The following is a 21,403-nucleotide window of genomic DNA, read 5'->3' on the forward strand; positions in this document are numbered from 1 at the left end:
GGTATTGTTCATTTATGCAGACCGTTTTTGAAATCAGCACAACTGGCCCCGGCCTTTACGAATTCACGCCGCAGGTCGCGGACTGGGTTGAGGGGACTGGACTGCTCACCCTGTTCATCCAGCACACCTCCGCCAGCCTGTTGATCCAGGAAAACGCCGATCCCGAGGTGCAAACCGATCTGACCGCGTTCTTTCACCGGCTCGTGCCGCCGACGACGGATCCGTCGATGTCCTATCTTACTCATACCTACGAGGGGCCTGACGATATGCCGGCCCATATCAAGGCGGCGATGCTCCCGGTCAGCCTGTCGATCCCGGTCACGCGGGGGCGTCTTGCCCTGGGCACCTGGCAGGGCATCTACCTGTTCGAGCATCGCAACGCGCCGCACAGGCGCAAGGTCGTTGCTGATCTTCGCTGAGGCGATGGCGCTAAACATGACAGGCGCGCGGGCGGTCCTCCCGCCGCTCAGACGCCCTGCCTGATGCATCCGCACCACCACCGATAGGGGCGCGAAATCGCCTCTACCCAAAACTTCGCGGCTCGCCTATAGTTGCTGTGGATAAGTGGAGCGAACCCACAGTCTGAGGCAGAGACGATTAAGAGGGGAACGGCCGATGCGCTGCCCGTTTTGCGGAAATATCGATTCACAGGTGAAGGACAGCCGTCCCGCGGAAGACCATGTCGCTATCCGGCGCAGGCGCTTTTGCCCGGCTTGCGGGGGTCGCTTCACGACCTATGAACGGGTGCAGCTGCGCGACCTGGTGGTGATCAAGACAAGTGGCCGACGCGAGGATTTCGACCGCGACAAGCTTGAACGCTCGATCCGCATGGCGATGCAGAAACGTCCGATCGAACCGGAACGGATCGACCAGATGATCTCGGGCATCGTGCGACGCCTCGAAAGCCTGGGCGAGACAGATATCGCGTCGAAACAGATCGGCGAGATCGTGATGGAAACGCTGGCCCGGATCGACACCGTGGCCTATGTGCGCTTTGCCAGCGTCTACAAGAATTTCCAGGAGGCCGACGATTTCGACAAGTTCGTCAGCGAATTGCGCCCCTCGGAAAAAGACAAACCAAAATCCGAAGGCTGACCGTTTCCGATGAGCCCGGAGGATGCGCAGCACATGGACCGTGCGTTGGATCTGGGCCGCCGGGGGATGGGAAACACCTGGCCCAACCCGGCCGTGGGCTGTGTTCTGGTCCGCAACGGACAGGTGATCGGCGAGGGCTGGACGCAACCGGGTGGGCGGCCGCATGCCGAAACGCAGGCATTGGCGCAGGCCGGAAAAGCGGCGCGCGGCGCGACCGCCTATGTCACGCTTGAGCCCTGTTCCCATCATGGACAGACCCCACCCTGCACGGACGCCCTGATTGCCGCAGGCGTGGCCCGCGTGGTGGCGCCTTTCCCCGATACCGATCCGCGCGTGTCCGGAAGGGGCTTTGCGGCCTTGCGTGCCGCCGGAATCGTGGTCGATACCGGGGTCGGAACCGAGGTCGCCACCGAGGATCACGCAGGGTTTTTCTGCCGTGTCTCCCATGGACGGCCGCTTCTGACATTGAAACTTGCCACCAGCCTCGATGGGCGGATCGCCACGGCAAACGGCGACAGTCAATGGATCACCGGAGCCGAAACGCGGGCTTATGTGCATCATCTGCGCGCCACTCATGACGCGGTGATGGTCGGGGCCGGCACCGTGCGCGCCGATGATCCGCTGCTCACGGTGCGCGGGGGGAACGTGCCGAAACAGCCGGTCCGGATCGTCGTGTCGCGTCGCCTCGATCTGCCGCAGGACAGCCAGCTTTACCGGTCACTTGACGATGCCCCGGTGTGGCTGTGCCATGCCGAGGATGCCCCCCATGCGCTGTGCCGGACGTGGGAAACGGCCGGTGCGACCTTGATCCGGGTTCCGCTTGACGGGCGACAGCTGGATATGGCGTCGCTCCTGCACAGCCTCGGCGCGGCAGGTCTGACCCGCGTGTTCTGCGAAGGTGGCGGAGAGTTGGCGGCGAGCCTGCTGGCATCCGACCTCGTCGATCGGCTCGAGCTTCACATGGGCGGCGTGGTGATTGGCGCCGAAGGCCGCCCCGCGCTTGGCGCCTTGGGTCTTGACCGGCTGGCCGATGCGCCACGATTTGGGTTGCGGTCGCTGCGCCGGATCGGCGACGACGTGGTGCAGACATGGACCCGTCAGCGCCGCCAGAGCCAGGAATAGCTGGCCAGCACCCCCTGCGCCTTGGCAAGCAGACGCAAGCTGCGCGGTTGCCCGGCGCGTCCCGCTGTCAGACGGTCCAGCGCCACCTCGACAGGGCAGGCTTGGCCGGTCACCGGGTCATGGTAGCGCGGGTAGTCGATCAGCGCGGCATGCACCAGGCCCTCCAGTGTCACCGGGCCTTGCCGCCTGTCCGGCACGGTGCAAAGATCCGTGGTCAGGCCCCAACCGGCATAGAAGGGCACGCCCAGCGTGGTCACGGGCACCCCACGCAGGAGCGCCTCGAACCCGGTCAGCGAGGTCATCGTCCAGACCGCGTCGACCTGCACCAGCAACAGTGCCAAGGGGGCGTCGGCGACGATTTCGTCCGCCCAGCGCAACGCATCGGCAACCGTCCCGCGCCGCAAACCGGCCATCACATCGGGATGCGGCTTGTAGAGCAGGATCGCCTGCGGATTGGCGCGGCGCACCTGCTCCAGCAAGGCGGCGTTGGTCCGGATATCGGGGCTGCCCAACAGGATCGAGGCGTCGTCTTCAACCTGCCCGGGCACAAGGATGACCGAACCGGCCCCGGTGCGCGTCCATTCCGGCGTGGCGCGTCCGGCGGCGTATTTGGTGATCTGTTCGTCGACAATGCGGTCCATGAGCCGACGCGCCCGGCGCAGCGTGTGATCCGGCAGCGAGACACTGTCGGCAATCAGCGCCTCCAGCCGCGAGGGGCGCGACGGGTCGAAATAGATGCCCCGATCGTCCAGCACCAGTGATATTGGCGGGACAAGCTCGGCTCCGAGCCCTTGCGATCGGATGAACCCGTCTTCGACAGCCCATTGTCCCTCAGACGCGGTGGCGCCCCACAGCATGATCCGTGGCGCAGCATCCGGAGCGGGATTCGCGAAGCGCATCGGTTTGTGCTGGCCGAACATGGCCTGCATGCGGGGCCGTTTCCAAAGCCGGATATTCTGCCCGACCCATCCGTCGCGGTCCTCGATCCATGCGCGGCGCGTCGCTTCCAGTGTTTCGATCACCTGGCCCAGGTCGCACAGGCGATCGCGATAAGGGTCGTACCAGACCGGAAACCGTATCATGGCTCCGGCGAACAGTTGCGCCCGGGTCAGGTTGCGCTGCCGCCGGATCAGCTGATGCTCATCCTCGCTCAGGCCCCACCCGGCATAGAAGGGCGTGCCGAAGACGCGCGGCCTGTGCCCGGCGAGGATCGCCTCGAACCCCATGTGCGACGACAGCGTATAGACGGCAACTGCACCGTCGAGAAGATCCATCGGCGCGTAGGCACCGTCGATGAAGGACACCCGACCCTGCGCTTGGTCCGGCTGGAAGTGGCCGTGCCGCTTGCCCGCCAGGGTCTCGGGATGGGACCTGATGAGGATACGCGCGCCGGGATGTTCCGTCTGTGCGTAATACAGCATTTCGGCGAAGCGGGCCTGCGCCATGTCCGGTCCGGTAACCGAGGCCAGGACCGACGCATCGCCTGCGACCTGGTCCAGCACCAGAACGTATCCAGGCTCGGGCAGGGCGAGATCGGGATCGTAGGCGCAGTATTTCGACAGGCGCAGACGGGTCATCCGATCCATCAGGTCCCGCGCCTCGTTCAGCAGCGACGTGTCGTCCAGCGCATCCTCGAGCAGGAGCGTTTCAAGATCCGACGGCCGCGCCGCGTCGAAATGCAAACCGGTTCGGTCCAGCAAGAGACCGAGCGGTGGCTCTTTCGCGGCCCGGCCCGGATGCAGCGAGCGCAGGAACGCGTCTTCGACGCGCAACACCGGGGCCTTGCGGCTTTCGGCCACCGAAAGGCCGCGCGTCGCACTGGGGGCCGCACCCCAGACGCCAACCCAGTCCTCGCCAGAGGGGCGGCCGAGCGTGACCTGCCAGCCCGCGAGCCCGAGGATGCGCTTGATCCGGCCCTGAGTGAGAAAGCCGCTGTTGTAGACACACAGCCGCCGGGGCGTCGTTTCCCCGGCGTCTGGTTGTGTGGTCGCGCTGTGCACCGCCGGGTTACTCGCCCAGGGTGCCGCCCGTCGCTGCGGTGGTCAGCCCCTGCGCGCCGCCAAGCGTACCGGTGATCGACGCAATCGTACGGTTCCACTGGACGATCGGCGCTTCCGTGACATAGATCGTGTCGCGATCCCGGATCATGAAATCACGTGCCACGAACAGCCCGTTGGGTTCGGTCAGGTCCAGCACGTAGATCACACGCTGCGCGCCCACCAGATCGGTGCGGCCAAGAACCGCGTTGGCGATCTCGGCGGGTTCGTTGCGGAAGACGAAAACGCCGGTCGGGTCGGCGGTCGAGGCGCTCAGACCGCCAAGCTGGGCCAGCGCCTCGACAAGCGACAGGGTGCGGGTTTCGAATGTCATCCGGGTCTGGGACCCGGCGGCCCCAAGCGCGGTAAAGGACCGTTGGTCGGCCTCTACCAAAATGCGGTCGCCGTCGCGCAGCGCGATATCGAGACCGGGGTGATCGTACAGATCCTCGAACCAGATGGTCTCGCTATGGGCGCCCCGGGTCAGGGTGATCTGCGCGATCTCCGGTGTCATGCCGACGCCCCCGGCGCTTGCCAGCATGGAGGCCAGGGTGCGGGTCGGGCGGGCAATCGGATAGACGCCCTGCGTCCCGGCAGAGCCGAGAATGGACACGGTCGCCCCGTCACCGGCGGTTCGACGGACCTCGACCTGCGGATCGGGGGTCTGGTCTTCAAGCTTTTGCGTGATGATGCGGCGGATCGCTTCGGGCGTGTTGCCGGCGGCCTTGATGCGTCCGGCATAGGGCACGAAGATGAAGCCCGATCCGTCGACCTGCACGTTTTCCAGAAGCGTGGCGTTCGAAGCCTCGCCGGCCAGCAAGCCATCATCGACGTTTTCCCAGATCGTGAGGCCGAGGATGTCGCCGGGCCGGATGATGTCGGCACTTTGCACGCTGGCATTCTTAAGGGCATCGGAAAACCCGAGAGCGGGGACAACCGCCGTCGTGCGTGTCACGCGATCATTGACCGCGACGATGAAGGCATCGCCTTCGCGCTGCACGGAGCCGGCAAAGATCTGGTTTTTGGTGGGTCCGACGCCCGGCAGGCCGCAAGACGCCAGTAGGGATGCGGAAAGCACCAAAGCGATGGGCCGCGCCCACCTGGATTTCGAACTGAACACTGCTCGGTCTCCTCGACCAGTTATTGTCTGCCTCGGTTTATCTTTTTCCGGCAAGCTACCGAAATCTCATGGCTTTGACCAGCGCCCTGGCCTGCACCGGTCAGCGAACAAGCCGCAACTGTTGCGCCATGGTCTCGGACCGATCGAGACGGATGTCGTAGGGATTGTCGGGTGCGAGCATCCTGTCGACCACCTGGCGCAGCAACTGGGCCCGGCCTTTCGGAGAATAAAAGCCGCCCGGAACCTGGCTCGTTTCGAGAAGGAACTGCCGGTAGATCGCATAGGCGTCCGGGTTTGGCGGATGCGGATCGGCAAAGAACTCGACAAGCGGTTGATACGACACCAGCCCCGGCTTGTCATAGACGCTGACGCCGAAACTGCGCACGGCAAGACCCCGCCAAAGGGCCTGATGCGCCGAGGTCGAATTGATGGTGACGGCAGACCGGGCCGATTGGAGCAGTTGCGCCAGCTTGCCGCCCCGTACGAACACGACACGTTTCGCCACCCCGAATTGCGAGGCGCATTGGCGAATGGCCGCTTCAAGAGGCGCGCGCCCGTCTTCAAGCGGATGTGCCTTGAACACCAGGCGATGATGTGGCGGCGCGCCCTTGGCGAAGCCGTCGATCACGAGGCGTACGAAGTCGGTCTGCGATCGGAAATCCGAGAACGACCGGAAGCTGGCGTCATGTTCAAGTTGCAACAGCACGACGTGATAGGGCCACCCGCCGGTCCGGATGCCCCGTGTCGCCGCCCAGCGTTCCAGCATGTGCCGAGGGCGTCGCAGCAGGCGGAGAACCTGAAGCCTGAACTCCTCGGCCACGCTCTGGTCCCGATGCGGCCGGTAGAAGGGGAAGGCCTGGTTCCTGAAGAGGACATGCCAATGGTAAAGCGCGCCATGCACCATGTGCATGCGCAGATCGCCCCACCGGTCCGGCGGCAGTGCAGGAGCGTCAGCCGTTCGGGTCAGCGCCCGCTCCATCTGCTCGAGGCTGATATGCATGAGCCTGGAATTGCCGTTCGATCCGTCCCGCTCGTAGGTGGCCCAATAGGGGCGCAGATAGCCTTCTTCGAAAATGTGGATGGTCAGCCCGGCGTCGCGCGCCGCGGAAACGGCCTCCGCGTGATGCCTGCGGGTGTCTCCATAAAGCACGAGATCCGTCGCTTCGGTCTGTCGCATCCACGCCGCAAATGTGCCCGGCCAGGCGTCGATCGGGTCGCGGAAGGGCAAGAGCGTCGTGCGGTCCGACCAGCGCGCCCCGTCGCCGGCATTGAAGGCGACCCGCCAGCAACGGGCCCCGGTCTCCCGCAGTTTGTCTGCAAGGGTGCTGAAGAACGGTCCATGTGGTCCTTGCAGGAAGAGGAACACCCGCTGCATTGGCGGCTCGGGCTTGACCGTTGTGTTTGTCATGTCGGCGCAGTATCCCTCGGACTTGCGCCACGATATCACAGACGGAGTCGCTGTGGGAACGCTTTTCCGCAAGATGTGGTGCGGGCGACGGCAACAAGGGCAAAATCATGTTTACCGGCATCGTGACCGACATAGGAGACATCCGCAATCTCGAACGCCGCGGCGACCTGCGGGCGCGGATCGGCACCCGCTACGACACCAGGAGCATCGACATCGGGGCCTCCATCGCCTGTGCCGGGGTCTGCCTGACCGTGGTTCAGCTGGGTCCGGACTGGTTCGAGGTCGAGATCAGCGCGGAAACCCTCGACAAGACCAATGTCGGGGGCTGGTCTGTCGGCGACAGGGTGAATCTGGAACGCGCGCTCAAGGTCGGAGACGAACTCGGGGGGCACATCGTGTCGGGCCATATCGACGGGCTGGCCACGATTGTCGAGATGCGACCCGAGGGCGACAGCGTCCGCTACACCTTCGATGCACCGCATGCCCTGGCCCGGTTCATCGCGCCCAAGGGGTCGGTGGCCCTCGATGGCACCTCGCTGACGGTGAACGAGGTCGACGGGACGCGGTTCGGGGTGAACATCATCCCGCACACCCAGGAGGTGACAACCTGGGGCGGGTCCAAGGCGGGCGACAAGGTCAATCTCGAGATCGACACCCTGGCGCGCTACGTTGCCCGTCTGGCGGAAATGCAGGGTTGAGGGCGGGGAACGCGTCGACGCGTTCCATGTTTCAGTTGACTGAAACACGCCCCTCGTCCATCGCAGCGACCGCCCGCCGTCCGATCAGCCAGGTGACAAGGACACCGCCCCCGTAGGCAGTGATCAGAAACAGGAACGGGCCCAGCACCGGTGCTCCCTGATAAAGCGCAATCAAGAGTGGTGTGCCGCTCAGGTTGCCAAGATTTCCCATCTGGGCCAACGCCCCGTTCGCCAACGCCCGCGACGGTGCATCGGGGTTGATCTGTGGCACCACAGCAAACCCGGCGCTCTGTACCAACGCCATCGCGGCAAACAGGAGTAAAACGCTGATCGTCGTGAACCCGACCACCAGGGTCAGTACCGCCACCACAGCGCATAACGCAAAGCCAAGCGTCACCACCGGTTGCGCCGGGCGACGCGACAGGATCGCAACTCCGACCGTCAACGCCACAGCGATTGACACCAACGGCGCAATGGCCGCCAACCACGTCGGAGCCGCACCACCCGTCAGCAGGGGCAAGGCGGTCAGCACTGACACAAAGGTCAGCGTATAACACAGCCAGGCCAGCGCCGGTGTGGCAATGCCGGGCGTGGCATAGGCCGTCAGGTGGCGGCGCAAGACCGAGATGCGCGCACCGGGCGGCTCGGTTGTTATGATCGCTTGCGGCAACACCAAGAGAATGCCGACACACGCCACGGCCATCCAGATGCCATGAGCGCCGATCAGCAGCGAGAGCCCGCCTTGCGCGATCACCCAAGGTGCTATGACCGCCGTCAATGCAAAGGCGACCCCAAAGAACGTGCTCCAGAGCGTCAGAGCCGCAGGCCGGTAGCGGTCCGGCGTGGCCTCGGCGATCAGGGTCGGGGCGGCCACGACGATCAACAGATGTGACGCCCCCTCCAGCACCCGGCTGAACATCATCACGGGCAAGGCAGGCAGCGTCGCCTGCCAGAGCGACATCACCGCCCCGAGCGCCAGTGCCGCAACCAGCGCCCGCCGCGCGCCGATCCGCGACACCACGATCCCGGCCACCAGCCCGAGGATCAGGCCGACAAGGCTTATCAGGGAAACCGCAAGCCCGAGAACGGTCTCGCTTTGATCCGCATAAACCCGTGTCAGACTCACAAAGCTGACCGCCAGCTTGGAAAACTGCCCAGCCGCGCCCAGCCCCGCGAGATAAAGCGTCAGGGTCAACAAAAGCGGATGTGGGGTGCGCATCGGATCGGGCCTTTGGGACATGCGCGGACCATCTGTCATCGGCCCACCGCCTGCAATGCGCGATCGGCGTTTTTCTTTGCGTCTCGACGGCATATGTAGAGGGTATGACCGCCTTGCCGCCCTCCCTTCAGACATGGTTCGACACGCGCGGATGGTCCATCCATCCGCACCAGCAACAGATGCTGGACCGCGCGGCTGATCCCTGCCTCTTGCTCATCGCTCCAACCGGTGGCGGCAAGACGCTGGCCGGTTTCCTGCCGACTCTGGTGGATCTGGCCCTGACCCCGCGCGACGGGTTGCACACGCTCTATGTCAGCCCGTTGAAGGCACTGGCGGCGGATATCAAACGCAACCTGCGCACGCCGATTGACGAGGCTGGCCTGCCGATCCGGGTCGAGGACCGCACCGGCGACACCTCGGCCCATGTCAAGAAACGCCAACGCGCAGACCCGCCGCATATCCTGCTGACCACACCGGAATCACTGGCGCTGCCGACCAGTTACGAAGACGCGCCGCGCATGTTCCAAGGCGTCCAACGCGTTGTAGTGGATGAGATCCATGCGCTCGCGGAATCCAAGCGCGGTGACCAGTTGATGCTCGCGCTGGCGCGGTTGCAGGCCATGTGTCCCGACCTGCGCCGCGTCGGCCTGTCCGCAACTGTCGAAGACCCGGCTGCCATCGCCCGGCTTCTGGCCCGCCATCCCGATCCCTGCGAGGTCATTCTTGCCGATCCGGGTCCGGAGCCGGACATCTCCATGCTGGTGACGGACGAAGCGCCGCCCTGGTCCGGTGGCGGTGCGAAATACGCGATTCCGGCAGTGCTGGACGAGGTGAAGAAACATAAGACCACGCTGATCTTCCACAACACCCGCGCGCAGGCCGAGATCTTCTTTCACAACCTCTGGCTTGCCAACGAAGACGCCTTGCCCATCGGCATCCATCACGGCAGCCTCGATCGCGGTCAGCGCGAAAAGGTCGAAGCGGCGATGGTGCGCGGCGATCTGCGGGCGATTGTTTGCACCGGGAGCCTCGATCTGGGCATCGACTGGGGCGATGTGGATCTGGTCATCCAGATCGGCGCGCCAAAGAACGTCAAGCGGCTGGTCCAACGGATCGGCCGCGCCAACCACCGCTACAACGCGCCGTCAAAGGCGCTTCTGGTGCCGGCCAACCGGTTCGAAGTGGTGGAATGCGTCGCAGCTTTGGAAGCGGTCAAGGCACATGATCTGGACGGCGAATGGCGGGGCAGCGGCCCGCGTGACGTGCTCTGCCAGCACATTCTGATCGCCGCCTGTTCCGGCCCGTTCGACGCCGATGCGCTTTATGCCGAGATGACCGCCGCGGGGGCCTATGCGGATCTGGGTCGCGAGGCGTTCGACGCCTGCCTGAATTTCTGCGCCACCGGTGGCTATGCCCTGCGCGCCTATGACCAGTGGCAGCGGCTCAAGCAGCTTCCCGACGGGCGCTGGCAATTGCGTGATCCTAGATCCGCCCTGCGCATCCGACAGAATATCGGCACGATCCAGGACACCGACACGCTCAAGGTCAAATGGCGGGGGCGCGGCGGCGCGCCACTGGGCGAGATCGAGGAAGGGTTTGCCGCCACCCTGACCAAGGGCGACACCTTCCTGATCGGTGGCCAGATCGTGCGTTACGAAGGGCTGCGCGAACTGACCGTCGAAGTGACGCGAGACCCCGGACGGAAACCCAAGATCGCCACCTTCATGGGCACCAAATTTGCCACCTCCACGCAGCTTTCCAACCGCATTGTCCGAATGTTCCAACAGGACGACTGGCCCGACCTGCCACGCCACACAAGCGACTGGCTGCACATGCAGCGCCGGATCAGCCGCCTCCCCGAACCGGGCCGCTTATTGATCGAAAGCTTTCCGCATGACGGGCGCGAACAACTGGTGGCCTACGGGTTCGCCGGGCGCAACGCGATGCAGACGCTGGGGCTGCTCCTGACCAAGCGGATGGAGGAAGAGGGGCTTGCCCCGATGGGCTTTGTCGCCACCGATTACGCGGTGCTGATCTGGGGGCTGGACGCGGTGATCGACCCTGCGCCACTCTTCGATCTGGCAGCCTTGGAGGCGGGTCTGGAGGGCTGGCTGGCCGGCAACGCGGTGATGAAACGCACCTTCCGGGCGTCCGCCACCATCGCCGGTCTGATCGAACGCAATCTTGGCGGTCAGCGCAAGACCGGACGGCAGGCGACCATGTCGTCGGACATCCTTTATGACACGCTGCTCAAATATGACCCCGACCACCTGCTGATGCAGATCACCCGCGAAGAGGCGATGCGCGGGCTGGTGGATTTTGCCCGTATCCGAGAAATGGCCGAGCGTGTGGGTGACCGCATCGACCTTCTGCGCCTTGATCGGGTCACACCGCTTGCCGCACCGCTGTTTCTCGAGCCCGGACGCGTCCCGGTGCGCGGCATGGCGGATGAGCGGCTGCTTGAGGAGGAGATCACGCGCCTGATGGAGACCAGCGGTCTGGCACAGGTCGAGGCACCGCCGAGCAAGCCGAAATGGCGGGTGCCCTATTGAGATAGGTGCGTGCAAGCACGGCACCCTACGTAGGGTGTGTGCTTGCACGCACCGGAACTCAGGTCACATCCCGATACGAGATTTCCTTGACATCCTTGCCGGTCTTGCCGCGCCGCACGATCAGGCGGTTGAGCGCGTGGATATAGGCCTTTGCGGACGCCACAACCGTATCGGTGTCCGCCGACTGGCCGGTGGCGATCATGCCGTCCTCTTCGAGCCGAACGCTGACGGTGGCCTGCGCGTCGGTGCCCTCGGTCACGGCGTGCACTTGGTACAACTGCAACCGCGCCTTGTTCGGGTGCAGCATGCGGATCGCCTTGAAGGTCGCATCCACCGGGCCGTCACCTTCGCTGACCGCCGATTTGTCTTCGCCGTTGATCTCCATCTCCAGCGTCGCTTCGGCAGGGCCGCCAGTGCCGCAGACCACCTTGAGGTTCACCAGCTGAAGCGCATCGTCGCCTTCAGTCGTCGCGGTGACAAGCGCAAGGATATCGTCGTCGAACACCTCTTTCTTGCGGTCAGCGAGATCCTTGAACCGCACAAAGATGTCCTTGAGCTGGTTGTCACCCACCTCGGTGCCCAATTCCCTGAGCTTGGCGCGCAGCGCGGCGCGGCCCGAATGCTTGCCCAGCGGCAACGACGTCCCCGCAAGCCCCACATCCTCTGGGCGCATGATCTCGAAGGTCTCGGAATTCTTGAGCATGCCGTCCTGGTGGATGCCAGACTCGTGCGCAAAGGCGTTCTTGCCGACGATGGCCTTGTTGAACTGCACCGCAAAGCCCGACACGGTCGCGACGCGGCGCGAGATATGCATGATCTTCCTGGTATCGATACCGGTGTGGAACGGCATGATGTCGTTGCGCACCTTGAGCGCCATCACCACCTCTTCGAGCGCGGTGTTGCCGGCGCGTTCGCCAAGGCCGTTGATCGTGCATTCGATCTGTCGTGCGCCGCCTTCGACCGCGGCCAGCGCGTTGGCGGTCGCCATGCCAAGATCGTTGTGGCAATGGGTGGCGAACACCACCTCGTCGGCCCCCGGCACGGTGTCGATCAGGCGACGGATCAAATCCGCGCTTTCCACCGGCGCAGTATACCCCACGGTGTCGGGAATGTTGATTGTCGTGGCGCCCGCCTTGATGGCGATCTCGACCACGCGGCAAAGATAATCCCACTCTGTGCGCGTCGCATCCATCGGCGACCATTGCACGTTGTCGCACAGGTTGCGCGCATGGGTCACGGTCTGTTCGATCCGGTCGGCCATCTCGTCCTGCGTGAGGTTCGGAATGGCGCGGTGCAGCGGCGAGGTGCCGATGAAGGTGTGGATGCGTGGCTGCTTGGCGTGTTTGACCGCCTCCCAGCAGCGGTCGATATCGGGCAGTTGCGCCCGCGCCAAGCCGCAGATCACAGCCGACTTCGACCGCTGCGCGATCTCGCTCACGGCGCGGAAATCACCTTCGGAGGCGATCGGGAAACCAGCCTCGATGATGTCCACACCCATGTCGTCCAGAAGCTCGGCAATCTCGAGCTTCTCGTCATGGGTCATGGTCGCGCCGGGGGATTGTTCGCCGTCGCGCAATGTGGTGTCGAAGATCACCACGCGGTTCTTGTCAGTGCTTGTCATGGTCAGGGTCTTTCTTGTCTTGTCCAAATCCGTCGGCGCGAAACGGTCATCCTCTGAGCGGTCGCGCCGGTTGGGCCGCGCTCAGAGGCGGATTAGGAGAAGACGGGTGGCCAGCGCAAGAGGCGCGCGAAAGCGCGGCAGGATTGCGGTATGAGCCAAACGTGTCATGAACGCGACTATACGCGGCAAATCCCAAAAGAAAAGTCATCACAGAAAAAAAGACGCCCCCGGTACCGGGAACGTCCTGCGCTTCTTCGGTTCAGAAATATCCCGGGGGTTTGGGGGCTGGCCCCCAGGAGTTTCCGTCACCGGAAACTCCACGATGCATCGACGCATCGTGCGCCCCGCTCAGAGATCGGGATAGATCGGGAAGCGGGCGCACATCTCCGCGACCTCAGTCCGGACCTTGTCCTCGACCGCGGCGTTGCCGTCCTCGCCATTGGCGGCCAGCCCATCGGTCACCTCGATGATCCAGTCGGCGATCTGGCGGAACTCGGCCTCGCCGAAGCCGCGCGTCGTGCCCGCGGGCGTGCCAAGGCGAATGCCGGAGGTGACCGTGGGCTTTTCCGGATCGAACGGCACGCCGTTCTTGTTGCAGGTGATATGCGCCCGGCCCAGCGCCTTTTCGGTCGCGTTGCCCTTCACGCCCTTGGGGCGCAGGTCGACCAGCACGACATGGGTGTCGGTGCCGTGGGTCACGGTGTCCAGCCCGCCCTTGATCAACTGGTCCGACAGCGCCTGCGCGTTGCGGATGACCTTCTGCTGGTAGGTCTTGAACTCGGGGCGCAGCGCTTCGCCGAAGGCCACGGCCTTGGCCGCGATCACATGCATCAGCGGACCACCCTGAATGCCGGGGAAGATGGCCGAGTTGAACTTCTTGGCCAGCGCCTCGTCATTGGTCAGGATCATGCCGCCGCGTGGGCCGCGCAGGGTCTTGTGCGTGGTTGTGGTCGCCACATGCGCATGCGGGAACGGGCTGGGGTGTTCGCCCGCCGCCACCAGACCGGCGAAATGCGCCATGTCCACGTGCAGGTAGGCGCCGACGGAGTCGGCGATTTCGCGCATCTTGGCAAAGTCGATCTGGCGCGGAATGGCCGAACCACCGGCGATGATCAGCTTGGGCTGATGCTCGGTCGCCAGCGCCTGAACCTGATCGTAATCCAGCAGGTTGTCTTCCTTGCGGACGCCGTACTGGATCGCGTTGAACCACTTGCCCGACTGGTTGGGCGCAGCACCGTGGGTCAGGTGACCACCGGCATCGAGGCTCATGCCAAGGATCGTGTCACCCGGCTGCAAGAGCGCGGTGAACACGCCCTGGTTCGCCTGGCTGCCGGAATTGGGCTGCACATTGGCAAAACCGCAATCGAACAGCTGGCAGGCACGTTCGATGGCTAGGGTCTCGGCCACGTCGACGAACTGGCAGCCGCCGTAATAGCGACGGCCCGGATAGCCTTCGGCGTATTTGTTGGTCATCACCGAACCCTGCGCCTCCATCACGGCGCGGCTGACGATGTTTTCCGAGGCGATCAGCTCGATCTCGTCGCGCTGGCGGCCGAGCTCATCGGTGATCGACCGGAACAGGTCCGGATCGCTGTCGGCCAGAGATTTGGTGAAGAAACCGGTGTCACGGTGCGGGGCGTTCATGGGCAGGGCCTCCTGGAAGCGGGGATCATGTTGCCGCTTAAGTAAAGGAATCATGTCGAAAGGCAAAGGTGGGAAGCGACCAGAAACGTCAAAGCTGCGCCATGGCTGGCGCTGCTGCGGCGATTGTGCTTGTTTCGGGGCCAGATGATCCCGATAGGAACGAAGCTCTCATGTCTCTGCGCATCGCCTTTGCCGCCAGTAACGCGCCGATTGCCCAGGCGGCGAAAGCGGGCTTGACCCGCCATTACGGAGATCACGCCGAAGCGGGCGCAGACGTCATCGTGGCGCTGGGCGGCGACGGCTTCATGCTGGCGACGCTGCATCGCACGCAGGATCTGCAAGTGCCGGTCTATGGCATGAACCGGGGCACCGTCGGGTTCCTGATGAACGAATATTCCGAGCATGACCTCGAGACGCGGCTGACCGCGGCCGAGGAAGAGGTGATCAACCCGCTGTCGATGATGGCGACGACCCAGGATGACAAAGCGCACCGGGCGCTGGCGATCAACGAGGTCTCGCTTCTGCGGGCCGGGCCGCAGGCGGCGCGCTTGCGCATCAGTGTCGACGGCAAGGTGCGCATGTCCGAACTGGTCTGCGACGGGGCGCTGGTTTCGACCCCGGCAGGGTCCACGGCCTATAACTATTCGGCGCATGGGCCGATCCTGCCGATCGGGTCGGATGTGCTGGCTCTCACTGCGATGTCCGCGTTCCGGCCGCGCCGCTGGCGCGGTGCGCTGCTGCCCAAGACGGCCGAAGTCACCTTTGACGTGCTGGAGCCTGACAAGCGCCCGGTCATGGCCGAGGCTGATGCGCGCGCGGTCAGGAATGTCGTCCGGGTGGACATTCGCTCGGAACCGTCAATAGCCCATCGTGTGCTGTTCGATCCGGGACACGGTCTGGAAGAACGGCTGATCCGCGAGCAGTTCGTCTGAAGCGGCGCGACGGTCGGCCAGAGGTGTCTCCGGGGGCATGACCGTGACACGAAACTGCCCAGCTTGTGCCATCTCCGCCGCTTAGCTTGCCGCCTGATGGTCATGGCCAAAGGTGGTTCGGCATGCGGAAACGCCTGTTTCTTTTTGTTGCGATGCTCGGTCTTGTCCCGGCACTTGTCGCCGCGCAGGAGCGGGACCGGCTTGATGCGCCGGGCGAGGCGCTGGGCTGGGAAGCCGTCGGGCGACTCGACCTGGGTGTGGGCACCTGCACCGGCACGCTGATCGCGCGGGATCTCGTGCTGACGGCGGCGCATTGCGTTGTTGACGATGCAACCGGACGCGTTTTGCCACCCGGGTCGATGCGGTTTCATGCCGGCTATACCCACGGGGACACGGCCGCGACGCGGGCGGTGACCAAGGTCGTGGTCGCGCCGGGCTACGGGGCTTCCGCGGCGCTGTCCGTGACCCAGAAGGTGCAAAACGATCTGGCGCTTCTGCGCCTCGACCGTCCGGTGTTCAGCACCGAGGCCGAACCTTTCAAGCTGCACACCGCAGCGGCGAACCGAGACCTGGTGACGCTTGTGTCTTACGGGCGTGGGCGCAACACCTCGCTTCAGCGGGAAACGGGGTGTCGCCACAAGGCCACCTATCAGGGCGGGCTGATGACCTTCGACTGCGACGTGACCTTCGGGTCGTCGGGTGCGCCGGTCTTCATCAACGATCAGGGCAGATTGCGGATCGTGTCGGTGATCTCGATGATGTCCGACGCGCCGGGGCAGGAGAAAGAGGCCATCGGCATGTCGCTCCCGGTGGTGGTCAGCGGCCTGATGCGCGAGATGCGCAACGATGCGGCGCGCGCCCCGGTCTCGGCCGGAGCCAAGCGGGTCACGGTCGGGCAGCGGTCCTCGGGCAACGGCGCGCGGTTCGTGACGGTGGATTGACGGACCGGTCCGTCAGCCGCCTCGGGGCGAATGGGATCAGCCCGGCAACGGCAGGGCGGTGTCGTCCTTGACCTGATCCATCACGATCTGGCTGTGCACCCGTCCGATGGCCTCGTGCGGCAACAGAACCTCCTGAACCAGACGGTTGAGCGCGGCAAGATCGGTGCAGAAGACTCGAAAGATGTAATCCGCCTCTCCGGTCAGCGTCCAGGCGGCGATGATTTCCGGCTGGCCGGACACCAGCCGTTTGACCGAACGATGCGTGTCGCTGTGCTGTGACCGCGTCTCGATCTGGATGAACGCCTGCACGTTCAGGCCAAGCCGTTCGGGATCAAGCCGGCAGGGCGTGCTGAGGATATAACCCTCGGCCTCGAGCCGCTGACGCCGCCGGCTGATCTGCGATGCCGACATGCCCAGTTCTTCCGAAAGCTCAAGGGCCGAAACCTGCGCATTCTTCTGAAGCCGGGCCAGCAGCTGGATATCTCTGGGGTCAAGTCTGGACATGCGGCAGAATTGCATGATTTACTTTGAATGTGCAAGTTAACCGCATGTTTTCCGCCAAGCGCCCTGATATTTGAGCCCGAACTGCACCATCCGTGGCGTATTCTGGCCAAAATCAAGGAGGAAGTTATGGGCCCGTTTCCACATGATGCGCCGAAGGCGAAGATTACCGAAAAGAACCCCGCCGGAACCGACGGTTTTGAATTCGTCGAGTTCGCCCATCCCGAGCCGGACGCGTTGCGCGACCTGTTCACCAAGATGGGCTACACCCACACTGCCACCCACAAGACCAAGCAGATCGAGCTTTGGCAGCAGGGCGACATCACATACGTCCTGAACAACGAACCCGGCACCCACGCCATGCGCTTTGTCGAGGAGCACGGCCCCTGTGCGCCTTCGATGGGCTGGCGCGTGGTCGATGCGCAGCACGCCTATGATCACGCGGTCAAGCAGGGCGCGACGCCTTATGACGCTGACGACAAGGCGCTGGACGTTCCGGCGATCGTCGGGATCGGCGGGTCGCTGATCTATTTCATCGACAAGTATTACGAGGAAAACCCGTATAATGATGAATTCGACTGGGTGTCCAAGGCCAATCCCGAAGGCGTCGGATTCCATTATCTCGATCACCTGACGCATAACGTGCATCGCGGCAACATGGATGTCTGGTTCAGATTCTACGGCGACATTTTCGGTTTCGAGGAAATCCGCTTCTTTGACATCGAAGGCAAATTCACCGGGCTTCTGAGCCGCGCGCTGACCTCGCCCTGCGGACGCATCCGCATTCCGATCAACGAGGACCGGGGCGAGACCGGGCAAATCGTCGAGTATCTCAAGCGGTACAAGGGCGAAGGCATCCAGCACATCGCCGTCGGTGCGCGCGACATCTACGAGGCGGTGGACGAGATTGCGGATCGGGGGCTGAAATTCATGCCCGCGCCGCCCGACGCCTATTACGAGCTGAGCAAGGACCGCGTGGTCGGCCACGAAGAGCCGATCGACCGTATGAAGAAACACGGTATCCTGATCGACGGCGAAGGTGTCGTCGGCGGCGGCGAGACCCGCATCCTGTTGCAGATCTTCTCGAAAACCGTGATCGGACCGATCTTCTTCGAATTCATCCAGCGGAAGGGCGATGACGGGTTTGGCGAAGGCAACTTCAAGGCGCTCTTCGAGAGCATCGAGGCCGATCAGATCGAACGCGGCGTTCTCAAGGCCGGGTAAGGAAACTTGGGCAGGCAAGGTATCTTGCCTGCCTTTTTTCAGGCCTGCCTGTTTCAGGCCGCACCGCTTTTTGTCTAGCCGTCGGTCAGCGCACCGTTGACCCATTCGCCCGTGGCTTCTTCGCCGGACGCATAGCGCATGGTGCCGGTTCCCTGACGTTTTCCGTCAAGGAACATGCCCTCGTAGACATCGCCGTTGGCATAGGTCGCGGTGCCCTGACCGCTGATCTCGCCCTCCTGCCATGCCCCGGTATAGGTGAACCCGTCAGCCATCGTGATGGTGCCTTCGCCGTGCCGCTGCCCGTCGCGGAACTCTCCGACATAGACGGTGCCATCGGTATAGGTCGCGGTGCCTTGCCCGTGACGCTGACCATCCTGCCATTCGCCTTCATACCTGTAGCCATCGGGATAGGTCATGGTGCCGACCCCGTGGTTGCGGGCGTTCTTGAACGCGCCTTCATAGACAAGCCCGTTGGCATAGACCGCACGGCCCTCGCCATCGATCACGCCATCGTCCCAGGCCCCTTCATAGGTCGACCCGTCCGGATAGGTGATCTTTCCTTCGCCATTCGCCAGGTCGCCCCGGAATTCACCCACATAGACCGAGCCATCGGGATAGGTGACCTTGCCCTGTCCTTCGATCTGGCCGGCGACCCAGGCGCCTTCGTAGCGATAGCCGTCCGTGCCAATGAACGTGCCCTGTCCGTGACGCAGGTCGTCCTGGAATTCACCTTCGTAGATGTCGCCATTGGCATAGCTGACCTTGCCTTGCCCATCACGTCGGCCCGCGACCAGTTCGCCTTCGTAGACATCGCCGTTGGACTGGGTCAGCGTGCCGACCCCGTCGATCTGGCCGTCTTTCCACATGCCGTCATAGATCAGCCCGTCCGGCATGGTCAGCTTGCCCTGACCCTCCCGGTCGCCATCGGCAACGCGGCCCTCGTAGACCGACCCGTCCGGATAGGTGATCGTCCCGTTGCCTTCCTTGACGCCGTTGACCCAGTCGCCCTCGTAGACATATCCGCCAGGGCTTTGCATGGTGCCGCGACCATGGTGCAGCGCGTTGCGGAAACTGCCCTCGTAACGCACGCCATTGGCATAGAGCGCCACGCCCTGCCCGGTGATCTTGCCGTCAAGCCATGAGCCTTCATAGGTCGACCCGTCGGCAAAGACGATCTTGCCGATCCCCTCGGGCTTGCCCTTGGCGAACTGGCCCTCGTAGACCGATCCGTTGGGAAAGCGGGCGACACCGTCGCCGCGGATCTCGCCATCGACCCAGTCGCCGGTATATTCGTAGCCGTTTGGCAGACGGTAGGTGCCGGTGCCGTGCTGCAACCCGTTCAGGAATGTGCCTTCATAGACGCCACCGTCGTCATATTGCTTGGTCTGGACCTCGTCGTCCTGCGCCTGTGCCATGTGCGCGATCGCCAGCGCGGCGGCTGCGCCCAGCATGACTGTCTTGCCCGGTCTCATCTGTTTGTTGCCCCACTCATGTCGGTTGCCATGGCCCTGTGTCCGAAACCTAAGCGAGCCGGCGGGGTCAGACAATGTCTTATCCGACAAGATGCTTTCCCTCACGTGGCGTTCTGCTATGTCACCGGCGATATCGGGAAAGGGAGACGGCCCCATGGCGGACCGGTTTCGCATCACACTGGCTCAGCTGAACCCCACCGTGGGCGACGTTGCAGGCAATGCCGCCAAGGCGCGCGCCGCATGGGAGCAGGGCAAGGCGGCAGGCGCGGATCTGGTGGCGCTGCCCGAGATGTTCCTCACCGGCTACCAGGCCCAGGACCTGATCATGAAACCGGCGTTCGTCGCGGCGGTGCGGGCCGAACTGGCAGCCTTGGCCGAAGCCTGCGCCGACGGGCCTGCACTGTCCATCGGTGGGCCCGCCGTGGGCGAGGATCTCAAGCTGCACAACAGCTATTTCGTGCTTCAGGGCGGCAAGGTCGCGTCTGAGGTGCACAAGTATTTCCTGCCGAATTACAACGTGTTCGACGAAGTTCGGCATTTTTCGCGCGATCTGATGCAGGGGCCCGTTGCGGTCAATGGCGTGCGCATCGGCATGCCGATCTGCGAAGACGCATGGTATCCCGACGTGGTCGAGGCGCAGGAGGAAAGCGGGGCGGAGTTCCTGCTTGTGCCGAACGGGTCACCCTATTTCCGCAACAAGTACGAGACCCGGCTGAACCACATGGTGAGCCGCGTGGTCGAAAGCGGTTTGCCGCTTGTCTATCTGAACATGGTCGGCGGTCAGGACGATCAGGTCTTCGATGGCGGGTCATTTGCACTCAACCCCGGAGGCGCGATCGCAGTGCAGCTGCCGGTCTTCGACGAGGTGATCAGCCATATCGACCTGACCCGCGAGGAGGCGGGATGGCGCGTCGTGCAAGGCGATTTCACGCAGCATCCGGGCGACATGGAGCAGGATTACCGCGTCATGGTCGAGGCGCTGCGCGACTACATGCGCAAGACCGGGTTCCGGCAGGTGCTGCTGGGCCTGTCCGGCGGCATCGACAGCGCCATCGTCGCCACCATCGCGGTGGATGCGCTTGGGGCCGAGAATGTCCGCTGCGTGATGCTGCCCTCGGAATACACATCGCAGGGATCATTGGACGATGCCAAGGCCGTGGCGAAAAACCTTGGCTGCCGGTACGACTTTCTGCCAATCGGCAAAACCCGCGACGCGGTGACCGAAACCCTTGCGCCCCTGTTCGAAGGCACCCAGCCCGACCTGACCGAGGAAAACATCCAGTCCCGCATCCGCGGTCTGCTGCTGATGGCGCTGTCGAACAAGTTCGGCGAGATGCTGCTGACCACCGGCAACAAGTCCGAGGTCGCGGTGGGCTATGCCACGATCTATGGCGACATGGCGGGCGGCTACAACCCGATCAAGGACATGTACAAGACCCGCGTGTTCGACGCCTGCCGCTGGCGCAATGCCCATCACCGCGACTGGATGATGGGGCCGGAAGGGGCCGTGATCCCCGAGGCGATCATCACCAAGCCACCCTCGGCCGAACTGCGCGCGGATCAGAAGGACAGCGACTCGCTGCCCGACTACCCGGTGCTTGACGCTATCCTGCACATCCTTGTCGACGAGGACGGCTCCATCGCGGATTGCGTCGCAGCAGGCTATGACCGCGCCGACGCCAAGCGCATCGAGCACCTGCTCTACATCAGCGAATACAAGCGGTTCCAGTCGGCACCGGGACCAAGACTGTCGAACCGGGCGTTCTGGCTGGATCGCCGATATCCCATCGTGAACCGCTGGCGCGATCCGGGCTGACG

17 protein-coding genes are annotated in these 21,403 nt (G+C 63.9%); 9 read left to right on the forward strand and 8 right to left on the reverse strand.

Going from position 1 to position 21,403, the window contains the following annotated elements; genetic code table 11:
* Positions 1 to 14: 14 nt before the first annotated feature.
* The 3 genes from LCF60_RS03200 to ribD all read left to right on the forward strand — a co-directional run bounded on the left by LCF60_RS03200 (position 15) and on the right by ribD (position 2,217).
* Complete coding sequence (locus LCF60_RS03200) at positions 15 to 419, forward strand: secondary thiamine-phosphate synthase enzyme YjbQ (RefSeq protein WP_292289591.1); 405 nt, start codon at positions 15 to 17, stop codon at positions 417 to 419.
* Positions 420 to 615: 196 nt separating this feature from the next.
* Entirely contained in the window at positions 616 to 1,095 is a 480-nt protein-coding gene (gene nrdR / locus LCF60_RS03205; protein ID WP_292289592.1) for a transcriptional regulator NrdR, read from the forward strand.
* A gap of 9 nt (positions 1,096 to 1,104) precedes the next feature.
* Positions 1,105 to 2,217, forward strand: a complete 1,113-nt coding sequence (ribD, locus tag LCF60_RS03210; protein WP_292289594.1) for a bifunctional diaminohydroxyphosphoribosylaminopyrimidine deaminase/5-amino-6-(5-phosphoribosylamino)uracil reductase RibD — start codon at positions 1,105 to 1,107, stop codon at positions 2,215 to 2,217.
* Here ribD and LCF60_RS03215 read toward each other — a convergent pair.
* From LCF60_RS03215 to LCF60_RS03225, 3 genes are all read right to left on the reverse strand, one after another.
* Positions 2,193 to 4,217, reverse strand: a complete 2,025-nt coding sequence (locus LCF60_RS03215; RefSeq protein WP_292289596.1) for a capsular polysaccharide biosynthesis protein — start codon at positions 4,215 to 4,217, stop codon at positions 2,193 to 2,195. The two genes, ribD and LCF60_RS03215, sit on opposite strands and share 25 nt — an antisense overlap.
* A 7-nt stretch (positions 4,218 to 4,224) precedes the next feature.
* Entirely contained in the window at positions 4,225 to 5,334 is a 1,110-nt protein-coding gene (locus LCF60_RS03220) for a polysaccharide biosynthesis/export family protein (RefSeq protein ID WP_292289769.1), read from the reverse strand.
* Positions 5,335 to 5,473: 139 nt separating this feature from the next.
* Positions 5,474 to 6,781 (reverse strand): capsule biosynthesis protein CapA, encoded by a 1,308-nt coding sequence (locus LCF60_RS03225; protein ID WP_292289598.1) that lies wholly within the window; start codon positions 6,779 to 6,781, stop codon positions 5,474 to 5,476.
* 107 nt (positions 6,782 to 6,888) lie between these two features.
* Between LCF60_RS03225 and LCF60_RS03230 the strand changes: the two genes are divergently transcribed.
* A complete protein-coding gene (locus LCF60_RS03230) occupies positions 6,889 to 7,479 on the forward strand; it encodes a riboflavin synthase (RefSeq protein ID WP_292289599.1) in 591 nt (196 codons plus the stop codon).
* A gap of 31 nt (positions 7,480 to 7,510) precedes the next feature.
* On the opposite strand, the gene LCF60_RS03235 is transcribed toward LCF60_RS03230, so the two are convergent.
* Positions 7,511 to 8,737 (reverse strand): MFS transporter, encoded by a 1,227-nt coding sequence (locus LCF60_RS03235; RefSeq protein ID WP_292289601.1) that lies wholly within the window; start codon positions 8,735 to 8,737, stop codon positions 7,511 to 7,513.
* 65 nt (positions 8,738 to 8,802) lie between these two features.
* On the opposite strand from LCF60_RS03235, the gene LCF60_RS03240 reads away from it, so the two are divergent.
* Positions 8,803 to 11,250 carry a ligase-associated DNA damage response DEXH box helicase gene (locus LCF60_RS03240; protein ID WP_292289602.1) on the forward strand — a complete coding sequence of 816 codons (2,448 nt, stop codon included), beginning with the start codon at positions 8,803 to 8,805 and terminating at the stop codon, positions 11,248 to 11,250.
* A 58-nt stretch (positions 11,251 to 11,308) separates the two neighbouring features.
* On the opposite strand, the gene LCF60_RS03245 is transcribed toward LCF60_RS03240, so the two are convergent.
* Positions 11,309 to 12,871 carry a 2-isopropylmalate synthase gene (locus tag LCF60_RS03245; protein WP_292289604.1) on the reverse strand — a complete coding sequence of 521 codons (1,563 nt, stop codon included), beginning with the start codon at positions 12,869 to 12,871 and terminating at the stop codon, positions 11,309 to 11,311.
* Between the two features lie 348 nt (positions 12,872 to 13,219).
* A complete protein-coding gene (gene glyA, locus LCF60_RS03250) occupies positions 13,220 to 14,515 on the reverse strand; it encodes a serine hydroxymethyltransferase (RefSeq protein WP_292289605.1) in 1,296 nt (431 codons plus the stop codon).
* Between the two features lie 170 nt (positions 14,516 to 14,685).
* Here glyA and LCF60_RS03255 point away from each other — a divergent pair, with 170 nt between their 5' ends.
* Positions 14,686 to 15,447 carry an NAD kinase gene (locus LCF60_RS03255; RefSeq protein WP_292289606.1) on the forward strand — a complete coding sequence of 254 codons (762 nt, stop codon included), beginning with the start codon at positions 14,686 to 14,688 and terminating at the stop codon, positions 15,445 to 15,447.
* Positions 15,448 to 15,569: 122 nt separating this feature from the next.
* Positions 15,570 to 16,388, forward strand: a complete 819-nt coding sequence (locus tag LCF60_RS03260; RefSeq protein ID WP_292289607.1) for a trypsin-like serine protease — start codon at positions 15,570 to 15,572, stop codon at positions 16,386 to 16,388.
* 36 nt (positions 16,389 to 16,424) lie between these two features.
* On the opposite strand, the gene LCF60_RS03265 is transcribed toward LCF60_RS03260, so the two are convergent.
* Positions 16,425 to 16,892, reverse strand: a complete 468-nt coding sequence (locus LCF60_RS03265; protein WP_292289609.1) for an Lrp/AsnC family transcriptional regulator — start codon at positions 16,890 to 16,892, stop codon at positions 16,425 to 16,427.
* Positions 16,893 to 17,018: 126 nt separating this feature from the next.
* On the opposite strand from LCF60_RS03265, the gene hppD reads away from it, so the two are divergent.
* Entirely contained in the window at positions 17,019 to 18,113 is a 1,095-nt protein-coding gene (gene hppD, locus LCF60_RS03270) for a 4-hydroxyphenylpyruvate dioxygenase (protein WP_292289610.1), read from the forward strand.
* Between the two features lie 74 nt (positions 18,114 to 18,187).
* Here hppD and LCF60_RS03275 read toward each other — a convergent pair whose 3' ends face one another.
* Positions 18,188 to 19,528: a 2-isopropylmalate synthase gene (locus LCF60_RS03275; RefSeq protein ID WP_292289770.1), complete on the reverse strand. Its 1,341-nt coding sequence runs from the start codon at positions 19,526 to 19,528 to the stop codon at positions 18,188 to 18,190.
* A gap of 211 nt (positions 19,529 to 19,739) precedes the next feature.
* Between LCF60_RS03275 and LCF60_RS03280 the strand changes: the two genes are divergently transcribed.
* The gene (locus tag LCF60_RS03280) at positions 19,740 to 21,401 is read left to right on the forward strand and encodes an NAD+ synthase (RefSeq protein ID WP_292289612.1); all 1,662 of its coding nucleotides are present in this window, start codon (positions 19,740 to 19,742) and stop codon (positions 21,399 to 21,401) included.
* The last annotated feature ends 2 nt before the right edge of the window (positions 21,402 to 21,403 follow it).

The organism is Marivita sp. (genome assembly GCF_020055635.1).
Lineage (GTDB): Bacteria > Pseudomonadota > Alphaproteobacteria > Rhodobacterales > Rhodobacteraceae > Marivita.

Excerpts from the sequence above, each read along its gene's own strand:
- LCF60_RS03260 (WP_292289607.1), top strand. The coding sequence starts at position 15,570 with ATGCGGAAACGCCTGTTTCTTTTTGTTGCGATGCTCGGTCTTGTCCCG.
- LCF60_RS03225 (WP_292289598.1), bottom strand. The coding sequence starts at position 6,781 with ATGACAAACACAACGGTCAAGCCCGAGCCGCCAATGCAGCGGGTGTTC.
- LCF60_RS03235 (WP_292289601.1), bottom strand. The coding sequence starts at position 8,737 with ATGACAGATGGTCCGCGCATGTCCCAAAGGCCCGATCCGATGCGCACC.
- ribD (WP_292289594.1), top strand. The coding sequence starts at position 1,105 with ATGAGCCCGGAGGATGCGCAGCACATGGACCGTGCGTTGGATCTGGGC.
- LCF60_RS03275 (WP_292289770.1), bottom strand. The coding sequence starts at position 19,528 with ATGGCACAGGCGCAGGACGACGAGGTCCAGACCAAGCAATATGACGAC.
- glyA (WP_292289605.1), bottom strand. The coding sequence starts at position 14,515 with ATGAACGCCCCGCACCGTGACACCGGTTTCTTCACCAAATCTCTGGCC.
- nrdR (WP_292289592.1), top strand. The coding sequence starts at position 616 with ATGCGCTGCCCGTTTTGCGGAAATATCGATTCACAGGTGAAGGACAGC.
- LCF60_RS03280 (WP_292289612.1), top strand. The coding sequence starts at position 19,740 with ATGGCGGACCGGTTTCGCATCACACTGGCTCAGCTGAACCCCACCGTG.
- LCF60_RS03255 (WP_292289606.1), top strand. The coding sequence starts at position 14,686 with ATGTCTCTGCGCATCGCCTTTGCCGCCAGTAACGCGCCGATTGCCCAG.
- LCF60_RS03245 (WP_292289604.1), bottom strand. The coding sequence starts at position 12,871 with ATGACAAGCACTGACAAGAACCGCGTGGTGATCTTCGACACCACATTG.
- LCF60_RS03265 (WP_292289609.1), bottom strand. The coding sequence starts at position 16,892 with ATGTCCAGACTTGACCCCAGAGATATCCAGCTGCTGGCCCGGCTTCAG.
- LCF60_RS03230 (WP_292289599.1), top strand. The coding sequence starts at position 6,889 with ATGTTTACCGGCATCGTGACCGACATAGGAGACATCCGCAATCTCGAA.
- LCF60_RS03200 (WP_292289591.1), top strand. The coding sequence starts at position 15 with ATGCAGACCGTTTTTGAAATCAGCACAACTGGCCCCGGCCTTTACGAA.
- LCF60_RS03240 (WP_292289602.1), top strand. The coding sequence starts at position 8,803 with ATGACCGCCTTGCCGCCCTCCCTTCAGACATGGTTCGACACGCGCGGA.
- hppD (WP_292289610.1), top strand. The coding sequence starts at position 17,019 with ATGGGCCCGTTTCCACATGATGCGCCGAAGGCGAAGATTACCGAAAAG.